Below are 17,305 nucleotides of genomic sequence, written 5' to 3' on the forward strand. Positions count from 1 at the left end.
AGGGCTGCTTGCCGCCCTCCCGCGCGTCTCCGCGGTCAGGCTGCCCTCAGCTGCACTAGCCTGCTGCGACAGGCCAGCGGCGGGGTCCTTTCACCCCCGCTCGGGGTAGTGGCGCCTCGTGGCGCACGAGGGCATACTTCCGCTCTCCCCGCTTCAGCAGGGCCTCCTGTTCCACGCGCAGTACGACGCGCAGGGACCGGACGTCTACACCATGCAGTTCGTCCTGGACATCGAGGGCGAGCTCGACACGAAGGCGCTCCACGCGGCGTGCGCCGCGCTGCTGCGCCGCCACTCCGGACTAAGGGCCGCGTTCCGCCACCGCAAGAACGGCGAGCCGGTGCAGCTCATCCCCTTCGAGGTGGCCCCGGACTGGACCGAAACCGACCTGAGCGGCCGACCAGCCGCCGACCGGTCGGCCGAAGCCGACCGGATCGCCGCCGACGATCGCGCCCGCCGCTTCGACCTGGCGCGGCCCCCGCTGATCCGCTTCACCCTCGTCGCCCTCGGCGACGGCCGTCACCAGTTCCTGATCACGGCGCACCACATCCTGCTCGACGGCTGGTCGCGGGCCCTGCTCATCGGAGAACTCTTCGAGCTGTACGGGCTGCTGCGCGGCGGCTCCGACGAGAGGGCACTGCCCCCCGTCACCCCGTACCGCGACTACCTCGCCTGGGTGGCCGCCCAGGACCACACCGCCGCCGAGGACGCCTGGCGGCAGGTCCTCGACGGACTGGAGGAGCCCACCCTCCTCGCCGCCCCCGACCCCTCGCGCGAGCCGGTCGCCCCCGCGCGGACCCGTGTCGAGCTGCCCGCGGCGCAGACGACCGAACTGGTCCGCTGGGTGCGCGAACGCGGCGTCACCGTCAACACCGTGGTGCAGGCCGCGTGGGCGATCGTCCTGGGCCGGCTCACTGGCCGTGAGGACGTGGTCTTCGGAGGCACCGTCTCCGGCCGCCCGCCCCAGGTCCCCGGCATCGAGTCCATGGTCGGCCTGTTCATCAACACCCTCCCCGTCCGCGTCACCCTCGACCCCGCCGAAACCCTCGGCGCCCTCCTGGAACGACTCCAGGCCCAACAGGCCTCCCTCATGGACCACCAGTACCTGGGACTCGCCGACATCCAGCGCCTCGCCCCGGCCGGCGGCGAACTCTTCGACACCCTCCTCGTCTTCGAGAACTACCCCGTGGACACCGAGGGCCTGCGCCGCTCTGCGGGCGGCCTCGGCGTCGTCGACGGACGCGGCCACGAGGGAACCCACTACCCGCTCGGACTGATGGTCCACGCCGGAGCCACCCTCGCCCTCGAACTCAGCCACCGCCCCGACGTCCTCGACACCGACGCCGCCGAAGCCGTCGGAGCACGCGTCCTGCGCGTGCTCGCCTCCCTGGCAGGCGCCGAGGACACCCCGGTCGGCCGGCTCGACCTGCTCGCACCCGGCGAACGCGCCAAGGTCCTGCACGAATGGAACGACACCGCACACGACGGCGCGTTGCTCCCGCTGCCCACCCTCTTCCGGCAGACCGCCGACCGGCACCCCGACGCGATCGCCGTCCAGTACGGCGACCACGCCCTCACCTACCGCGCCCTCGACAGCCGATCCAACCGCCTGGCCCGGCTGCTCATCGCGCACGGCGCGGGCCCCGAGCGGACCGTCGCGCTCGCACTGCCCCGCTCCACCGACCTGATCGTCGCACTGTGGGCCGTCCTCAAGTCGGGCGCCGCCTACCTCCCCGTCGACGCCGGATACCCGGCCGACCGGATCGCCCACATGCTCGGCGACGCCCGCCCGGCGCTCGTCCTCACCGACCACGCCACCCGGGACGGCATCGCCGCCGCCCTCCCCGCCGAGGACCACACCCGCCTGCTCCTCCTCGACGCCCCGGCCACCACCACCTCCCTCGGGTCCCTCGCGGACACCGCCGTCACCGACGCCGAACGGACCGCCCCGCTCAGCCCGCTCACCCCCGCCTACGTCATCTACACCTCCGGCTCCACCGGCAAGCCCAAGGGCGTCACCATGCCCGGCGGACCGCTGGCCAACCTCGTCGGCTGGCACGAGACGGAACTCCCCGGCGGAGTCGGCGTACGGACCGCCCAGTTCACCGCCATCAGCTTCGACGTCTCCGCCCAGGAGATCCTCTCCACCACCCTCTCCGGCCGCACCCTCGTCATCCCCGACGAGGACACCCGCCGCGATCCCGCCGCCTTCGTCCGCTGGCTCGACGCACACCACATCGACGAGGTGTACGCGCCCAACCTGGTCATCGACGCGCTGTGCGAGGAAGCCGTCGGCCAAGGCCTGGAACTGCCGGCCCTGCGCCACCTCGCCCAAGCCGGCGAGGCACTCGTCCTGAGCAAACGGATCCGCGACTTCCACCACGGCACCGGCCGCCTCCTGCACAACCACTACGGGCCCACCGAGACGCACGTCGTCACCGCGGCCACCCTCCCCGCCGACTCCGACGCATGGCCGAGCCGCCCCACCATCGGCCGCCCCATCCGCAACACCCGCGTCCGCGTGCTCGACAGCGCCCTGCGCCCCGTGCAGCCCGGAGTCCCCGGCGAGCTGTACCTCGCGGGAGCGGGACTGGCCCGCGGCTACCTGGGACGCCCAGGCCTGACCGCCGAGCGGTTCGTCGCGGACCCCCACGGACCGGCCGGCACCCGCATGTACCGCACCGGCGACGTGGTGAGCTGGACCGCCGACGGCGAACTCGACTACCTCGGCCGCAGCGACCACCAGGTGAAGATCCGCGGCTTCCGCATCGAACTCGGCGAGATCGAGGCGGCCCTCACCACACACCCCGCCCTCGCGCAGGCCGCCGTGATCGCCCGCGAGGACCGCCCGGGCCTGAAGACCATCGCCGCCTACCTGGTGCCCGCCGAAGGACACGCGGCGCCCGCGGCGCAAGAACTCCGGACCCATCTCGACGGGACCCTCCCCGACCACATGGTCCCCTCCGCGTTCGTCACCCTGGACGCGCTCCCCCTGACCCCCAACCGCAAGCTGGACCGCCGGGCCCTGCCCGCCCCCGAGGGCGCGGCCGCCACCGGACGGCCCCCGCGCGACGCGCGCGAGGTCCGGCTCTGCGAGCTGTTCGCCGACGTCCTCGGCCTGGACCGGGTGTCGATCGACGACAGCTTCTTCGACCTCGGCGGTCACTCGCTGCTCGCCACCCGCCTGGTCAGCCGGGTACGGACCGCCCTCGGAGCCGAGATCGCCGTCCGCGCCCTGTTCGAGGCCCCGACCGTCGCCGCCCTCGCCGAGCGGATCGCCGTCGCCGGCCGGGCCCGCAAGGCCCTCGCCCCGGCCGCCCGGCCCGCGCGGATCCCGCTCTCGCCCGCCCAGCGCCGCTTGTGGTTCCTCGGCCGCTTCGAGGACGCGGGCGGCAACTACAACCTGCCGCTGGCCGTCCGCATCTCCGGCGACCTGCGCGTGCAGGCCCTGCGCGCCGCCCTCGCCGACGTGGTGGCCCGGCACGAGAGCCTGCGCACCGTCTTCCCCGACACCGACGGCCGGCCGCGTCAGCACGTCCTCGCCCCCGCCGATGCCGGCGTGCCCATGCCCGTGATCGGCGTCGCCGAGGAGGAACTCGACCGGGCACTGGCGGCCGCCAGCGGCAAGGAGTTCGACCTCACCAGTGAACTCCCTCTACGAGCACGCCTGTTCGCCCTCAGCGGTTCCGAGTACGTACTGCTCCTCGTCGTCCACCACATCGCGGCCGACGGCTGGTCCATGGCCCCCCTCGCCCGCGACCTGAGCGACGCCTACCGCGCCCGCCGCGCCGGCGAGCACCCCGCCTGGGAGCCGCTGCCCGTCCAGTACGCCGACTACACGCTCTGGCTCGACGACGTACTCGGCGACGAGCACACCCCCGGCGGTGAACTCGCCCGCCAGATCGACTTCTGGCGCACCACCCTGGCGGGCCTGCCGGAGGAACTCACCCTGCCCACCGACCGCCCCCGGCCGCCCGAGACGAGCTACCGCGGCGACACCGTCGACCTGACCATCCCCGCCGACACCCACCGGCGGCTCGCGGCGCTCGCCCGCGAACACCGTTCCAGCGTCTTCATGGCCGCCCAAGCCGCCCTCGCCGGCCTCCTGCACCGCCTCGGCGCAGGCGACGACATCCCCCTGGGCACACCCGTCGCCGGACGCACCGACCAGGCACTGGACGAACTCGTCGGCTTCTTCGTCAACACCCTCGTCCTGCGCACCGACGTCTCCGGCGACCCGACCTTCCGCCAACTGCTGGACCGGGTCCGCGAAGCCGACCTCGCCGCCTACGCCCATCAGGACGTCCCCTTCGAGCAACTGGTGGAGACCCTCAACCCCGGGCGCTCCCTCGCCCGCCACCCGCTCTTCCAGGTGATGCTCTCCTTCCAGAACAACGCGGAGGCCGCCCTCGACCTCGCCGGGGTGAGCACCACCGTGCGCCCCGTCGGCCTGAAGACCTCCAACTTCGACCTGTCGGTCGTCCTCGCCGAACGCTTCACCGCCGACGGAACCCCCGACGGCATCGAGGGCGGCATCGAGTTCGCGACCGACCTCTTCGACCGGCAGAGCGCGCGGGAACTCGCCGACCGCCTGGTCCGCCTGGTCACCGCGCTCGTCACCGAGCCCGACCGGACCCTGTCCGCGGTGGACCTCCTGACGGCCGAGGAACGCCGACGCGCCCTCGTCGACTGGAACGACACCACCCGGGACCACCCCACCGGCACGCTGCCCGGCCTGTTCGAAGCGCAGGCCGCCCGCACCCCCGCCGCCACCGCCCTGGTCTTCCAGGACGTCCGGCTCAGCTACCGCGCGCTCAACACCTGGGCCAACCGGCTCGCCCGACAGCTCATCGCCGACGGGGTCCGCCCCGAACAGGCCGTCGCCGTCCGGCTGCCCCGCTGCGCCGAGCACATCGTGGCGCTCCTCGCCGTGATGAAGGCGGGCGCCGTGTACGTCCCGGTCGATCGCGGCTACCCGGCCGACCGCGTCACCTACATGATCCAGGACGCCCGCCCCGTCGCCGAACTCGCCGACGTCGCCGAACTCCACGCCCTCGACCGCGACCGCGCGTGGTCCGGCGAGAACCTGACCCCCGACGAGATCGCCGGTGCACCGCGCCCGGAGAACGCCGCGTACGTCATCTACACCTCCGGCTCCACCGGCCGCCCCAAGGGCGTCACCGTGGAGCACCGCAGCGTCGTCAACCTCTTCCACGACCACTTCGGCCGGCTCTACGCCCCGCAGATCGCACAGGCGGGACACCGGACCCTTCGGGTCGCGCTGGGCGCCTCGCTCTCGTTCGACGCCGCCGTCGACCCGCTGCTGTGGATGCTCGCCGGCCACGAGCTGCACCTCCTCGACGACGAGACCCGCCACGACCCCGCCGTTTTCCACGCCTACGCCCGCCGCATCGGCGGCTTCGACCACATCGACACCACCCCCGGCCACTTCCAGCAGCTGCACGAGGCCGGCCTGACCACCGACGAGAGCACCCGGCCACTCGTCGTCAGCCTGGGCGGCGAGGCACTCGGCGAGGCCCTGCGCGGTGAACTCGCCGCGATCGACGGACTGGTCACGCACAACCTGTACGGCCCCACCGAGACCACCGTCGACGCCCTGGGCCAGCCCATCACCGACAGCGACCGGGTGCTGGTCGGACGCCCGCTGGACAACTACCGGGCGTACGTCCTCGACACCGCGCTGCGCCCCGTCGCGCCCGGCGTGGCCGGCGAGCTGTACATCGCCGGCTCCGGCCTCGCCCGCGGCTACCTGGGCCGGCCCGGCCTGACCGCCGAACGCTTCACCGCCGACCCCTACGGGCCGCCCGGCGCCCGCATGTACCGCACCGGCGACCGGGCCCGCTGGACCCGGGACGGCCGCGTCGATTGCCTGGGCCGCGTGGACGACCAGGTCAAGATCCGCGGCTTCCGCATCGAACCGGGCGAGATAGCGGCGGCCCTGGAAGCCCACGAGGAGATCGCCCAGGCCGCCGTCCTGGTCCGCGAGGACCGCCCCGGCATCCAGGAGCTCGTCGCCTACACCACCCCGGCCGCCGGCCACACGGTCCCGGCGCCCGAGGAACTGCGCCGCGTGCTCGGCGCACGTTTGCCCGACTACATGGTGCCCACCGCGTTCGTCACCCTCGACCGGCTGCCCGTCACCGTCAACGGCAAGCTCGACCGAAAGGCGCTGCCCGCCCCCGGACCGCGCACCGGCGCCGGCGGCCGCACTCCCCGCACCGCGCGGGAGAAGGCGCTCTGCGAGATCTACGCCGAGATCCTCGGTGTGGAGCAGGTCTCCATCGACGACAGCTTCTTCGACCTCGGGGGCCACTCGCTGCTCGCGATCCGGGTGACCGGACGCGTCCGCTCCCGCCTCGGCGCCGAACTCCCCGTCCGTACCCTGTTCGAGGCACCCACCGTCGCCGAACTCGCCGAGCGCGTCGGCGACGCCGGCAGCGGCCGGACCGCCCTGACCGCCAGGGAACGCCCCGAGGAGATCCCGCTGTCACCGGCCCAGCGCCGGCTCTGGTTCCTGGACCGCTTCGAAGGGCCCGGCGCCACCTACAACATGCCGCTGGCCGTCCGCCTCACCGGCCCGCTCGACGCCGCGGCCCTGGAGGCCGCCCTCGGCGACGTGGTCGCCCGGCACGAGAGCCTGCGCACCGTGTTCCCCGACACCGACGGGCGACCGCACCAGGTGATCCTGCCGCCGCACGGCGTCCGCCCGGTCCTCGCCACGGCGCCGTACGACCCGCAGACATTGGCCGCCGAGGTCTCGCGCGGGTTCGAGCCGGACGCGGACCTGCCCCTCCGGGCGAGCCTCCTCAAGGCGTCCGACGACGACCACGTGCTGGTCGTGGTGGTGCACCACATCGCCTGCGACGGCTGGTCCATGGGCCCGCTGGCGCGAGATCTCGGGCAGGCGTACGCGGCCCGACTGGACGGCGCCGCACCGCGGTTCACGCCGCTTCCGGTGCAGTACGCGGACTACACGCTCTGGCAGCGCGAGGTGCTCGGCGAGGAGGACGACCCGATCAGCGAGCTGTCCCGGCAGATCGACCACTGGCGGAGCGCCCTCGCGGGCCTCCCCGAGGAACTGGTGCTGCCGACCGACCGCCCGCGCCCGCCGCGGCCGAGCCACCGCGGCGACACCGTCCCCTTCCGTGTCTCCCGCGCGACCCACGAGCGGCTGCTCGCCCTCGCCGGCGAGACGCGCGGCAGCCTCTTCATGGTCGTCCAGGCCGCCCTGGCCACCTTGCTGCACCGCATCGGCGCGGGTGAGGACATCCCGGTCGGCAGCGTGGTCGCGGGGCGTACGGACGAGGCCCTGGACGACCTGGTGGGGTTCTTCGTGAACACGCTGGTGTTGCGGACCGACCTGTCGGGGGATCCGACGTTTCGGGAGCTGGTGGAACGGGTGCGGGAAGCGGACCTGGCGGCGTACGCCAACCAGGACGTGCCCTTCGAGCGGCTGGTGGAGGTGCTGAACCCCGAACGGTCCATGGCCCGCCACCCCCTCTTCCAGGTCATGCTGGCCTTCCAGAACACCGGCGAGGCCACGCTCGACCTCGCCGGCCTGAGCATCGCCGCGCAGGACATCGAGTTCGACGCGGCGAAGTTCGACCTGACGTTCCAGCTCGCCGAGGGCGGGTCGGGTCTGGAGGGGAGCGTCGAGTACGCGGTCGATCTGTTCGACCGGGTGACGGCGCAGGCTCTGGCCGCGCGGCTGGTCGCGGTGCTGGACGCGGTCGCGGCCGATCCGGAGGTCCGGGTCGGGGCGGTCGAGGTCCTCTCGGAGCGTGAGCGCGCGCTGGTGGTGGGGGAGTGGGCCGGCTCCGGGAGCGAGCGGGAACCGGTGACCCTCCACGGTCTGTTCGAGGCCACCGCGTCGCGGACGCCCGAGGCGCCCGCGGTGGTCAGCGGCGATCTCGTCCTGTCGTACGCGCGGTTGGAGGCGCGGGCGAACCGTCTGGCGCACTGGCTCACGGACCGGGGTGTCGGTCCGGAGGGTGTGGTGGCGTTGGTGCTGCCGCGTTCGGTGGACAGCGTGGTGGCCCGGCTCGCCGTGCTGAAGGCGGGGGCGGCCTACCTCCCGGTGGACCCGGAGTACCCGACCGAGCGCATCGCGTTCATGCTCGACGACGCCCGTCCGGTCCTGGTCCTGCGCGAGCTGCCGCAGACGGACGACGAGGCGTCGCACCGGCCGGCGTCGGCCGTGGCACCGGAGAATCCGGCGTATGTGATCTACACGTCCGGATCGACGGGGCGCCCCAAGGGCGTGGTCGTCCCGCACACGGGCCTGGCGAGTTTCGCGGCGGCGGAGATCGAGCGGTTCGACGTGGACGCGCACAGTCGTGTGCTGCAGTTCGCGTCGCCGAGCTTCGACGCCTCCGTCCTGGAACTGGTGATGACCTTCGCCGCGGGCGCCGCGCTGGTGGTCCCGTCGGAAGGTCCGCTGGCAGGCGAGGTGCTGGCCCGGGTGCTGGAGGAGGAGCGGGTCACGCACGCGCTGATCCCGCCGGCGGCGCTCGCCAGTGTTCCGGCGGGTCCGTTCGCCCGGTTCCGCTCGCTGATCGTGGGTGGTGACGCCGGCTCGGCGGAGTTGGTGGACCGGTGGGCGCCCGGGCGTCGGATGGTCAACGCGTACGGACCGACGGAGTCCACCGTGGTCGCCACCACCTCGGCACCCCTCGTGGCGGGTTCGGGCGTGCCCTCGATCGGCACGCCCATCGAGGGCACCCGGACCTACGTGCTCGACGCGTCCCTGCGGCCCGTCGCGCCGGGAGTCGCGGGTGAGCTCTACCTCGCCGGCGCCGGTCTGGCCCGCGGCTACCTGGCCCGCCCCGCCCTGACCGCCGAACGTTTCACCGCCGACCCGCACGGCCCGTCGGGCAGCCGCATGTACCGCACGGGCGACCTGGCCCGGTGGACCCGCACGGGTGAGCTGGAGTACCTGGGCCGTTCCGATGACCAGGTCAAGGTGCGCGGCTTCCGCATCGAGCTCGGCGAGATCCAGACCGTCCTCGGATCGCACGCCTCGATCGCGCAGAACGCGGTGATCGTCCGCGAGGACCAGCCGGGCACCAAGCGCCTCGTCGCCTACCTGACCCCCGCCCCCGGCGCCACCCCCGACACCGAGACGCTCCGCGCCCACGTGGCGGCCCGACTCCCGGACCACATGGTCCCGTCCGCCTTCGTCACCCTCGACGTCCTCCCGCTGACCGTCCACGGCAAGCTCGACCGCAAGGCTCTGCCCGCCCCCGGCCTCGACACCACCCCCGGCGGGCGCGGACCCCGCTCGGCCCAGGAGGAAGTGCTCTGCGGCCTGTTCGGCGAGGTCCTCAAGGTCGAGCGCGTCGGCATCGACGACAGCTTCTTCGAGCTCGGCGGCGACAGCATCACCTCGATCCAACTCGTCAGCCGGATCCGCTCGGTCCTCGGCGTCAAACTCAGCAACCGGGGCATCTTCGAGACCCCGACGGTCGCCCGACTGATGGACAAGCTCGGCTCCGGCCAGGACGGCGACGGCTTCGAGGTGCTGCTGCCGCTGCGTCCCGCCGGCGAACGGCCCCCGCTGTTCTGCGTCCACGGCGCGGGCGGCCTCAGCTGGCCGTACTCGGCGCTGCTGAAGCACATCGGCGCCGAGTACCCGGTCTACGGACTCCAGGCCCGCGGCCTGGACGGCAAGGACCGCATCGCGGCCGGTGTGGAGGAGATGGCCGCCGACTACCTGGACCAGATCCGCACGGTCCAGCCGGCCGGCCCCTACCACCTGCTCGGCTGGTCCTTCGGAGGCCTCGTGGCACACGAGATCGCCACCCGGCTGACGGAGGCGGGGGAGGAGGTCGCGCTCCTCGCCAACCTGGACCAGACCCCGTACGACGAGTCCTGGGAGGACGACGACTACACGCTTCCGACGGAGCGGGACGTCCTGGAGACCCTCCTCGACTTCGTCGGATACGACCTGGCCGAGCTGCGCGAGCAGCCGCTCGACCACCAGCGGGCGATGGAGCTCATCCGGGGCCGGGACAGCGCGCTCGCCAGCCTGGAGGAGCACCACATCTCCGCCTTCGTGAAGGTCGGCATCAACAACCACGTGCTGAGCGCCGCCTACCGGCCGCGCCGGTTCGACGGCGAACTGCTGCTGTTCGTCTCCACGGCCGGCGTCGCCGACATCGCCGGCAAGACACGGGACTCGGTGGCCGCCTGGCAGCCGTACGTCGCCGGCCCCGTCACCACCCACCCGGTGCACGCGCACCACGGACACCTGCTGCAGCCGGAGCCGGCGGCCGAGATCGGCCGGGTCGTCCTCGACAAGCTCACCAGTCAGCTGACCTCCGTCAACTGACCCCCGCGTGACCAGACGTAAAGGAGTGGCCGTCATGGAAACGGCAATCTCGGCGGAGGGCCTCCGCAAGCGCTACGGCGACCACCAGGCGCTGAACGGCATCGACCTCCAGGTGCCCGCGGGCACCATCCTCGGAGTGCTCGGTCCCAACGGGGCGGGCAAGACGACCACCGTACGGATCCTCGCGACCCTGCTGGACCCGGACGAAGGCCGCGCCACCGTGGCCGGCTACGACCTCGCCACCCAGGCCAGACTGATCCGCGCCAACGTGGGCCTCACCGGCCAGTACGCGGCCGTCGACGAGCGACTCACCGGCCGCGAGAACCTCCAGCTGATCGGCACCCTGCTGCGCCTGGGCCGCAAGGGGGCCCGGGCCCGCGCGGACGAACTCCTGGAGAAGTTCGAGCTCGTGGACGCCGCCGGCCGCATGGCCAAGACGTACTCCGGCGGCATGCGCCGCCGCCTCGACCTCGCCGCCAGCCTGGTCGCGAGCCCACCCGTGCTCTTCCTCGACGAACCGACCACCGGCCTGGACCTCACCAGCCGGCTCGCCCTCTGGCAGATGATCAAGGAGCAGGTGGTCAACGGGGTGACCGTCCTGCTCACCACCCAGTACCTGGAGGAGGCGGACCAGCTCGCCGACCGGATCGCGGTCATCGACAAGGGCGTCGTCATCGCCGACGGCACCCCCGACGAGCTCAAGCGCGAGGTCGGCGGCGAGCGCCTCGAGGTCTGCGTCGCCTCCGTCGCCGACCTGGCCGCCGTGACCCGGGTGCTGGACGAGGTCTCGCCGGGCGCGCCGGTCGTCGACCGCGAGGCCCGCACCGTCTCGGTACCGCTGACCGGTGGGGTGAACACCATCGCGGCCGCCGCCTCGGGTCTGCAACGCCTGGGCATCGAGCCGCAGGACTTCGCCGTCCGCCGCTCCTCGCTCGACGACGTCTTCCTCTCCCTCACCGGACAGAAGGGCGGCGCCGACGACCAGGCCCCGGACGCCGGCCCGCCCGCGGCGACCGAGAACCGCCACACGGACACGGACACGGACAAGAAGGAGATGCAGGCGGCATGACCGAGGTGATCAGTGACTCGTTCGCACTCGCGGGCCGCCAGATGCGGCACATCCGGCGCATGCCCGAGCAGCTTCTCGGCATCACCATCATGCCGGTGGCGTTCGTGCTCGTCTTCGGCTACCTGTTCGGCAGCGCCATGCAGGCTCCGGGCCAGGGCGGCTACAAGGAATACATCATGGCCGGCATCTTCGCGCAGGTGATGCTCGCCAACCTCACCACCACCGCGATCGGTGTGGTCGAGGACCTCAACAACGGCCTCGTGGACCGCTTCCGCGCACTGCCCATCTCCCGCTCCTCGGTCCTGCTCGGTCGGACCACCGCCGACCTCGTCCTCGTCGGCTGGACCAGCGCCGTGATGGCAGTGGTCGGCTACTTCATGGGCTGGCGCGCGCACAACGGCGTGCTCCAGACCCTGGCCGGCTTCGGGTTGCTGCTCCTGATGGGCTTCGCGATGTCCTGGCTGGGCGCCCTCGTGGGCCTGAGCCTGCGCAGCCCGGAGGCGGTCAGCGCGCTCTCCGGCGTGGTGATGATGCCGTTGGCCTTCCTCTCCAACGCCTTCGTGCCGCCGGAGGGCCTGCCGGGCTGGATGCGCGTGGTCGTCGAGTGGAACCCGGTCAGTGCCGTGGTCTCCGCCGCCCGCGACCTCTTCGGCAACGAGCGCGGCGCCTCCAGCGGCGCCTTCCCCTCCGAGCACCCCGTCATCGCCGCGCTCGCGGTGCTGCTCATCCTGCTCGCGGTGGTCGTACCGCTCGCCGGCCGGGCATACCAGCGGGCCGCCGCCAAGCGCTGACGCCCCGTACGCCCGGCGAGGCCCGGTCCCCGAGGGGCCGGGCCTCGCCGGGCGCGCGGCACGGTCAGCGTCTGTTCCCGGACCCGATCATCATGAAGAGCACCCGCAGGACCAGCACCGAGCTGATCACCAGCAGGTTGTAGCCGAACAGCTCGAACAGTCCCAGACCCTCGCTCAGCATCGGGCCGCCCCCGAGGCGCAGCAGCTGTACGCCGACCAGGCCGATGATCCCGCCCAGGAAGGCCAACAGCACCTCGTGGACGAGCGAGCGCAGGAACCGGCGGTCGTTCGGATCGGCGAACATCCGCACGCCGACCGTCAACTGACCGCTCTCCACGGCCGCGCCGATGCGCTCGATGCGGCGCGGCAGCCGGCGCAGCATCGGCACCAGCCCCAACAGCTCCTCGGTCAGTGAACGCCCGAGCGCCTCCGGCCTGAGCTTGCGCAGGTGCTGGGTGACGGCGAAGGAGCGGGCCTCGGTGACGATGTCGAACCCGGGCACCAGCCGGTCCAGGGAGCCCTCCATGGTGGCCAGCGCCCGGAAGACGGCCGCTATCTCCGGCGGCACGCTGATCCCGTGCCGGGAGACGATCGCGAAGAGGTCGGCGAACATCTCTCGGTCCGGCTTGATGCCGGGCGCGAAGTGCCGGGCCAGGAACTGCCCCAGGGCCCGTTCCAGCTTGCGTTCGTCTATGTGCTCCGGATGGACGACCAGCGCGATCAGCGCGTCGCACAGACCGGCCGGGTCGCCGCGGTGCAGAGCCAGCAGCATCCCCCGCAGGGTGGCTCGCAGCGAGCGGTCGATGCGGCCCACCGACCCGAAGTCGAGCATGCCGAGCTGCCCGTCGTCGAGCAGCAGCAGATTGCCGGGGTGAGGGTCGGCGTGGAACACCCCGGTCGTCATGATCTGCCCCAGCAGGCACTCCAGCATCGCGGTGGCCAGCGCCTTCCGGTCCAGGCCCCGTTCGTCCAGCACCTTCGACACGCTGTGCAGGGGTATGCCGGACATCCACTCCGTGACCAGGACCCGCTTTCCGGTGAGTTCCTCGTGCACCTCCGGCACCCGGATGACCGAGCCGCCGCCGCCCTCCTCGATCGCCGCGGCCACGGACTGGGTGTTGCGGGCCTCGATCCGGAAGTCGAGTTCCTCCTGGACCGACACCGCGAACCCCTGGGCCAGCGACAGGGCACCCACGCTGCGCCCCCACTCCGTGTGCTGCTCCAGCCGGCCCGCGAACCGGTACAGGATGTCCAGGTCGTCCACGACGATCTCGCGGGCGCTCGGCCGCTGCACCTTCACCGCGACCTGCCGGCCGTCCCGCAGTCGCGCCCGGTGCACCTGGGCGATGGAACCCGCCGCGAGCGGCTTCGGGTCGAACTCGGCGAACACCTCGCCGGGCGGCGCCCCCAACTCCTCGTGCAGCAGCCGCTCGACCGCCTCCCAGGGTTCGGGGGACGCCTGGTCCTGCAAGGTGCTCAGCTCCGTGATGAACTCCGCCGGCAGCAGGTCGTACCGGGTGGACATCACCTGGCCCAGCTTGACGAAGGTGACACCCGCCTCCTCCAGTGCCAGGCGCAGCGACGGGGCCAGTACCGCGCGCTCGGCGGCCGCGCCCGGACCGCGCCGCGATCTGCCGCTGAGGAACCGTCCGAGTCCGTGCCGGACGAAGATCCGGCTGAGCCGGACATAGCGCCGGGTGCGGGCGAACTGGCGGCGCAGCGAACCCGGCAGTCGGACCAGCCCGCGCACCGCGCCCGAGGGAACCAGTACCTCGGTGGCCGCCAGGAACAGCATCGCCACCACCAGCGACACCCCGATCTCCAGGGTGATCAGGGCCAGCGGCTGCACGTTGCGCAGGGGATAGCTGATCAGCGTGCCGGCAGCCAGCCCGACGCATCCCGTGAGCACGGCACGCCCCTTGCCGAGCCGGACCCCGAGCAACCGGCGCGCCCCGGATGCGAGTCCGGCGACGAAGACGGTGAGGGAGAGCGCCGCCAGCAGAATGAGGACCGCGGTGTTCATGACTGGCGACGTCGCCTCAGATAGGAGACCGCCACCGCGGCGAGCAGCGGGCCCCACAACAGCAGCGGCGCGTACAGCCAGCCCATGATCGACCGGTGGACGCCGGTCAGATTGTCCTGGTCGACGGTGTCCCAGACCAGGAGCTGGCTGAGCGTGATCGCGGTCATGGCGAGCGCCCCCACCAGGGCGACCCCCGCTGCCGCCCACGTGCGCACCGGCTTCCCGCCGATGACGGGCAGCCAACGCGGCGCGACCAGCCCCCAATCGCGGACCAGTCCGAGCGTCAGCAGGGCCACGCCCTCCTGCACGAGGGAGATCAGCGGCAGGATCAGGTATCCGGAACCCGGCAGCCCGTAGTCGGTGCGCAGCACCTCCTCGCCGTAACCCACCGGCACGCCCACGGTCATGGCCAGGCGCCACAGGGTGGAAGGCAGCGCGATCAACGGGACGGCATGCGCGGCCCAGACGGCCCAGCGCGGTGGCGGCGGAGTGCTCAGGACCGCCGCGTGGGCCGGGGTGGGAGTGACTTGAGTCGTCATATGAGAAGGCTGCCAATCTCGTCGTATGGTGCGCAACCGGACCGGAAATTCTATGGAGCGGTCAAGACCATTTCTGTTCCGATGTCAGCTTGCTGCCATGTCGGTTCGGAACCGGACAACCTCGTTGAATCCCCCCTTCTCCGCTGCAATATTCAATTCCGTTCCGTGACACACAGCCGTAATTCCCTGGAATCGAAAGAAGTCTTACGAGACTCCCGTATTCGCCGCCGCGGGAACGTTCCGCGCGGACACCGGAATCGGCCTCCCGGCGCTGTGGGATTGGCACCACCACGGCGGCATGTCTAAATACGCCCACTGCGCGTCCAGGGCTCCGCCTACGGGGCCCGCCGCGTCTTCCACACCCGCACCGGTGACGCCCTCGTGGCCGGCGACCGGGCCGCCGAACTCGCCCGGCCGGCCGGCCTCGAACCGGACACGACGGCCCTCGCCATCCGCCTCATGGGGCTGGTGCCCGCCCCGCTGGACGAGCGCGTGATGTGGCACGGCGTCACCGCCGTCCCCCCGGGCACCGCCCTCCTGGCCCGGCCCGACGGAGCCCCCCGCCACCACCGCCGGCACCGCCCGCCCGAGCCGCGCACCCCCGCGGACCGCGGCGCGGCACCTGGCCCACGTGGTGCGTGGGAACGCTGATGAGCCCGCCGTTCAGCCCCCACGCATGGGTGGAGGTCGAGGACAGGCTCATCGGTGAGAAGGGCGATCACGCGAGCCGGGCGCGGCTCATCACCGTGGCCGCGCCCGATCCGCTCACTGGCAGCCGCGCTGCCAGTTCCACCCTATGAAGGTGTTGCGCAGCGAAACGTCGAAACGACAGGTCGCGCTGCCGTCCGCGTTCAGGTCCACGGAGGAGTGGTGCGTGTTCGCGTAAGTCTTTCCGGAAACGTCGAAGATTCCCTTGTACGTGAAGTCGGCGTGCGCCTCGGTACGCGAGACGGCGCAATCGGCGGCACAGTCGGTGTTCTTCGTGGCGGACTTCAGCGACCACCCGGCATTCCACGGTTCCCGGTTCCACGCTTGCGTGACCTCGGTGGCCGCCGTCGTGATGCGGCCGCCGTCCGTGGTCCACTGCGAGCTGGTGTAGAGCCCGGTCATCCGGATGTTGCAGCAGTCGTACATCTCGTTCCAGCTCTTGAACTGGCGCGCCGTGCCCGCGGCGGCCGGGGCCGCGGCCGCCGCCGTGGCGGGGGTACCGGCGATCGGGACCAGGCGCACCTCCCCGAGCCGGGGCGAGCAGTCCGCCCCGATCGTGACCTGCTGCCGCACGGCCATCCCGGCCGGCGGCGCGGGCAGCGAGCCGGTCAACCGGACCTCCCCGCACGCCTGCCCGGACGATCCGGACGGCGCCGCGGTCCCGGCGGCCGTGGCCGAACCGGCCGTCAGTGCCAGCACGCCGGCGGCGAGTACAGCGGCGAGCGTGAGTCGGTTACGCAATTCCCCAGCCTTCCCTCGGAGTTTTCGTGAGGGAGCGTAAGCGTCCGTCATTCGATGCCGACCCGCCCGCCGAGATCTTGGCAGGAAGCTGACAGCCCCCTGGCCGGCCGGTGGTCCGAGGTCGTAGTGGCACCTTCATGACAGCCCTGTTGAACGCCGGTCCGCCCCCACTGAAAGCTGTTCGACGCATACGTGAAAACAATGGGCTCGACCGTTACACAGAGGGGTTTCCCCATGGGGGCAGGACGCATGTACGGCGCCGGGACATCTGTTTCCACGGATCTCCCCGCCATCCGATTTCTTAATCAACTCGCCCTGGATGCACCGGAGTTCGAGAATCGGATGCGAGAATCGCTGATTCGCGCCGAGAAGTGGCTCCAAGCCAGTGCGCACGACGCCCTCGACCCGCGTGTGGCCGCCCTCACCGGCCACCTCGCCGACGCCGGCGGCAAACGCCTTCGCCCCCTCCTCGTTCTCCTCGGCGCCGAATTCGGCGACCCCTGGGCGCACGGCGTCACCCAGGCGGCCGCCATCGCGGAACTCGTGCACATCGCCTCGCTCTACCACGACGACGTCATGGACGGGGCGGCCACCCGGCACGGCGTCCCCAGCGTCCACGCCCGCTGGGGCGAGCGGGCGGCGGTCCTCGGCGGGGACTGGCTGCTCGCCCGCGCCGCACAGCTCGCGGCCGAACTCGGCTCCGCGGCCGTCCACCTCAACGCGCAGGCCGCCGGCCGCCTGGTCGTCGGACAGCTGCGCGAACTCGCCGGCCCGGGCCCCGGCGAGGACCCCGTCACCCACTACTTCCAGGTGGCGGCGGGCAAGACGGCGGCCCTGTTCGCGATGTCCCTGGGGATCGGCGCCATCCAGGCCGCCGCGCCCGCACCCGTCGCCGCCGCGCTCGCCGAGTGCGGCGAACAGATCGGCATCGCGTTCCAGATAGCCGACGACCTCCTCGATCTCAACCTCGATCCACCGCGTGATCTTTGATCACGCGGTGTGATTGCTTTTGTGGTGGGTTTCCGGATTCGGGCAGGCCGGTATCCCGGGTGGCCGTCCCGGTGGCGGGTTCTCCGAGGTTCTTTC

The 17,305-nt window shown here is 72.2% G+C and carries 9 protein-coding genes; 6 read left to right on the forward strand and 3 right to left on the reverse strand.

The window, feature by feature from the left end; all coding sequences use genetic code 11:
• The first annotated feature begins 118 nt into the window (after positions 1-118).
• Genes OTB19_RS37460 through OTB19_RS37470 form a run of 3 tightly spaced genes read left to right on the forward strand, consistent with a single transcriptional unit; the run spans position 119 to position 12,208 of the window.
• A complete protein-coding gene (locus OTB19_RS37460) occupies positions 119-10,348 on the forward strand; it encodes a non-ribosomal peptide synthetase (protein ID WP_267803271.1) in 10,230 nt (3,409 codons plus the stop codon).
• Positions 10,349-10,382: 34 nt separating this feature from the next.
• Positions 10,383-11,417: an ATP-binding cassette domain-containing protein gene (locus tag OTB19_RS37465; RefSeq protein ID WP_267803272.1), complete on the forward strand. Its 1,035-nt coding sequence runs from the start codon at positions 10,383-10,385 to the stop codon at positions 11,415-11,417.
• Positions 11,414-12,208 (forward strand): ABC transporter permease, encoded by a 795-nt coding sequence (locus tag OTB19_RS37470; protein ID WP_267803273.1) that lies wholly within the window; start codon positions 11,414-11,416, stop codon positions 12,206-12,208. The genes OTB19_RS37465 and OTB19_RS37470 overlap by 4 nt, the downstream gene beginning before the upstream one ends.
• Before the next feature lie 64 nt (positions 12,209-12,272).
• Here the strand turns inward: OTB19_RS37470 and OTB19_RS37475 are convergent, their stop codons facing one another.
• On the reverse strand, positions 12,273-14,231 hold the full coding sequence (locus tag OTB19_RS37475; protein ID WP_267803274.1) for an ABC1 kinase family protein: 1,959 nt from the start codon (positions 14,229-14,231) through the stop codon (positions 12,273-12,275).
• Entirely contained in the window at positions 14,228-14,770 is a 543-nt protein-coding gene (locus tag OTB19_RS37480; protein ID WP_267803275.1) for a hypothetical protein, read from the reverse strand. The genes OTB19_RS37475 and OTB19_RS37480 overlap by 4 nt, the downstream gene beginning before the upstream one ends.
• Positions 14,771-15,151: 381 nt before the next feature.
• On the opposite strand from OTB19_RS37480, the gene OTB19_RS37485 reads away from it, so the two are divergent.
• A complete protein-coding gene (locus OTB19_RS37485) occupies positions 15,152-15,421 on the forward strand; it encodes a hypothetical protein (RefSeq protein WP_267803276.1) in 270 nt (89 codons plus the stop codon).
• Entirely contained in the window at positions 15,421-15,570 is a 150-nt protein-coding gene (locus OTB19_RS37490) for a hypothetical protein (protein ID WP_267803277.1), read from the forward strand. Before OTB19_RS37485 ends, OTB19_RS37490 begins: the two co-directional genes overlap by 1 nt.
• On the opposite strand, the gene OTB19_RS37495 is transcribed toward OTB19_RS37490, so the two are convergent.
• Positions 15,536-16,219, reverse strand: a complete 684-nt coding sequence (locus OTB19_RS37495; RefSeq protein ID WP_267803278.1) for a hypothetical protein — start codon at positions 16,217-16,219, stop codon at positions 15,536-15,538. The two genes, OTB19_RS37490 and OTB19_RS37495, sit on opposite strands and share 35 nt — an antisense overlap.
• 342 nt (positions 16,220-16,561) lie before the next feature.
• Here OTB19_RS37495 and OTB19_RS37500 point away from each other — a divergent pair, with 342 nt between their 5' ends.
• Positions 16,562-17,209 carry a polyprenyl synthetase family protein gene (locus OTB19_RS37500; protein WP_267803279.1) on the forward strand — a complete coding sequence of 216 codons (648 nt, stop codon included), beginning with the start codon at positions 16,562-16,564 and terminating at the stop codon, positions 17,207-17,209.
• The last annotated feature ends 96 nt before the right edge of the window (positions 17,210-17,305 follow it).

Source organism: Streptomyces sp. H27-H5 (assembly GCF_026627505.1).
In the GTDB taxonomy this organism is placed as follows: domain Bacteria; phylum Actinomycetota; class Actinomycetes; order Streptomycetales; family Streptomycetaceae; genus Streptomyces.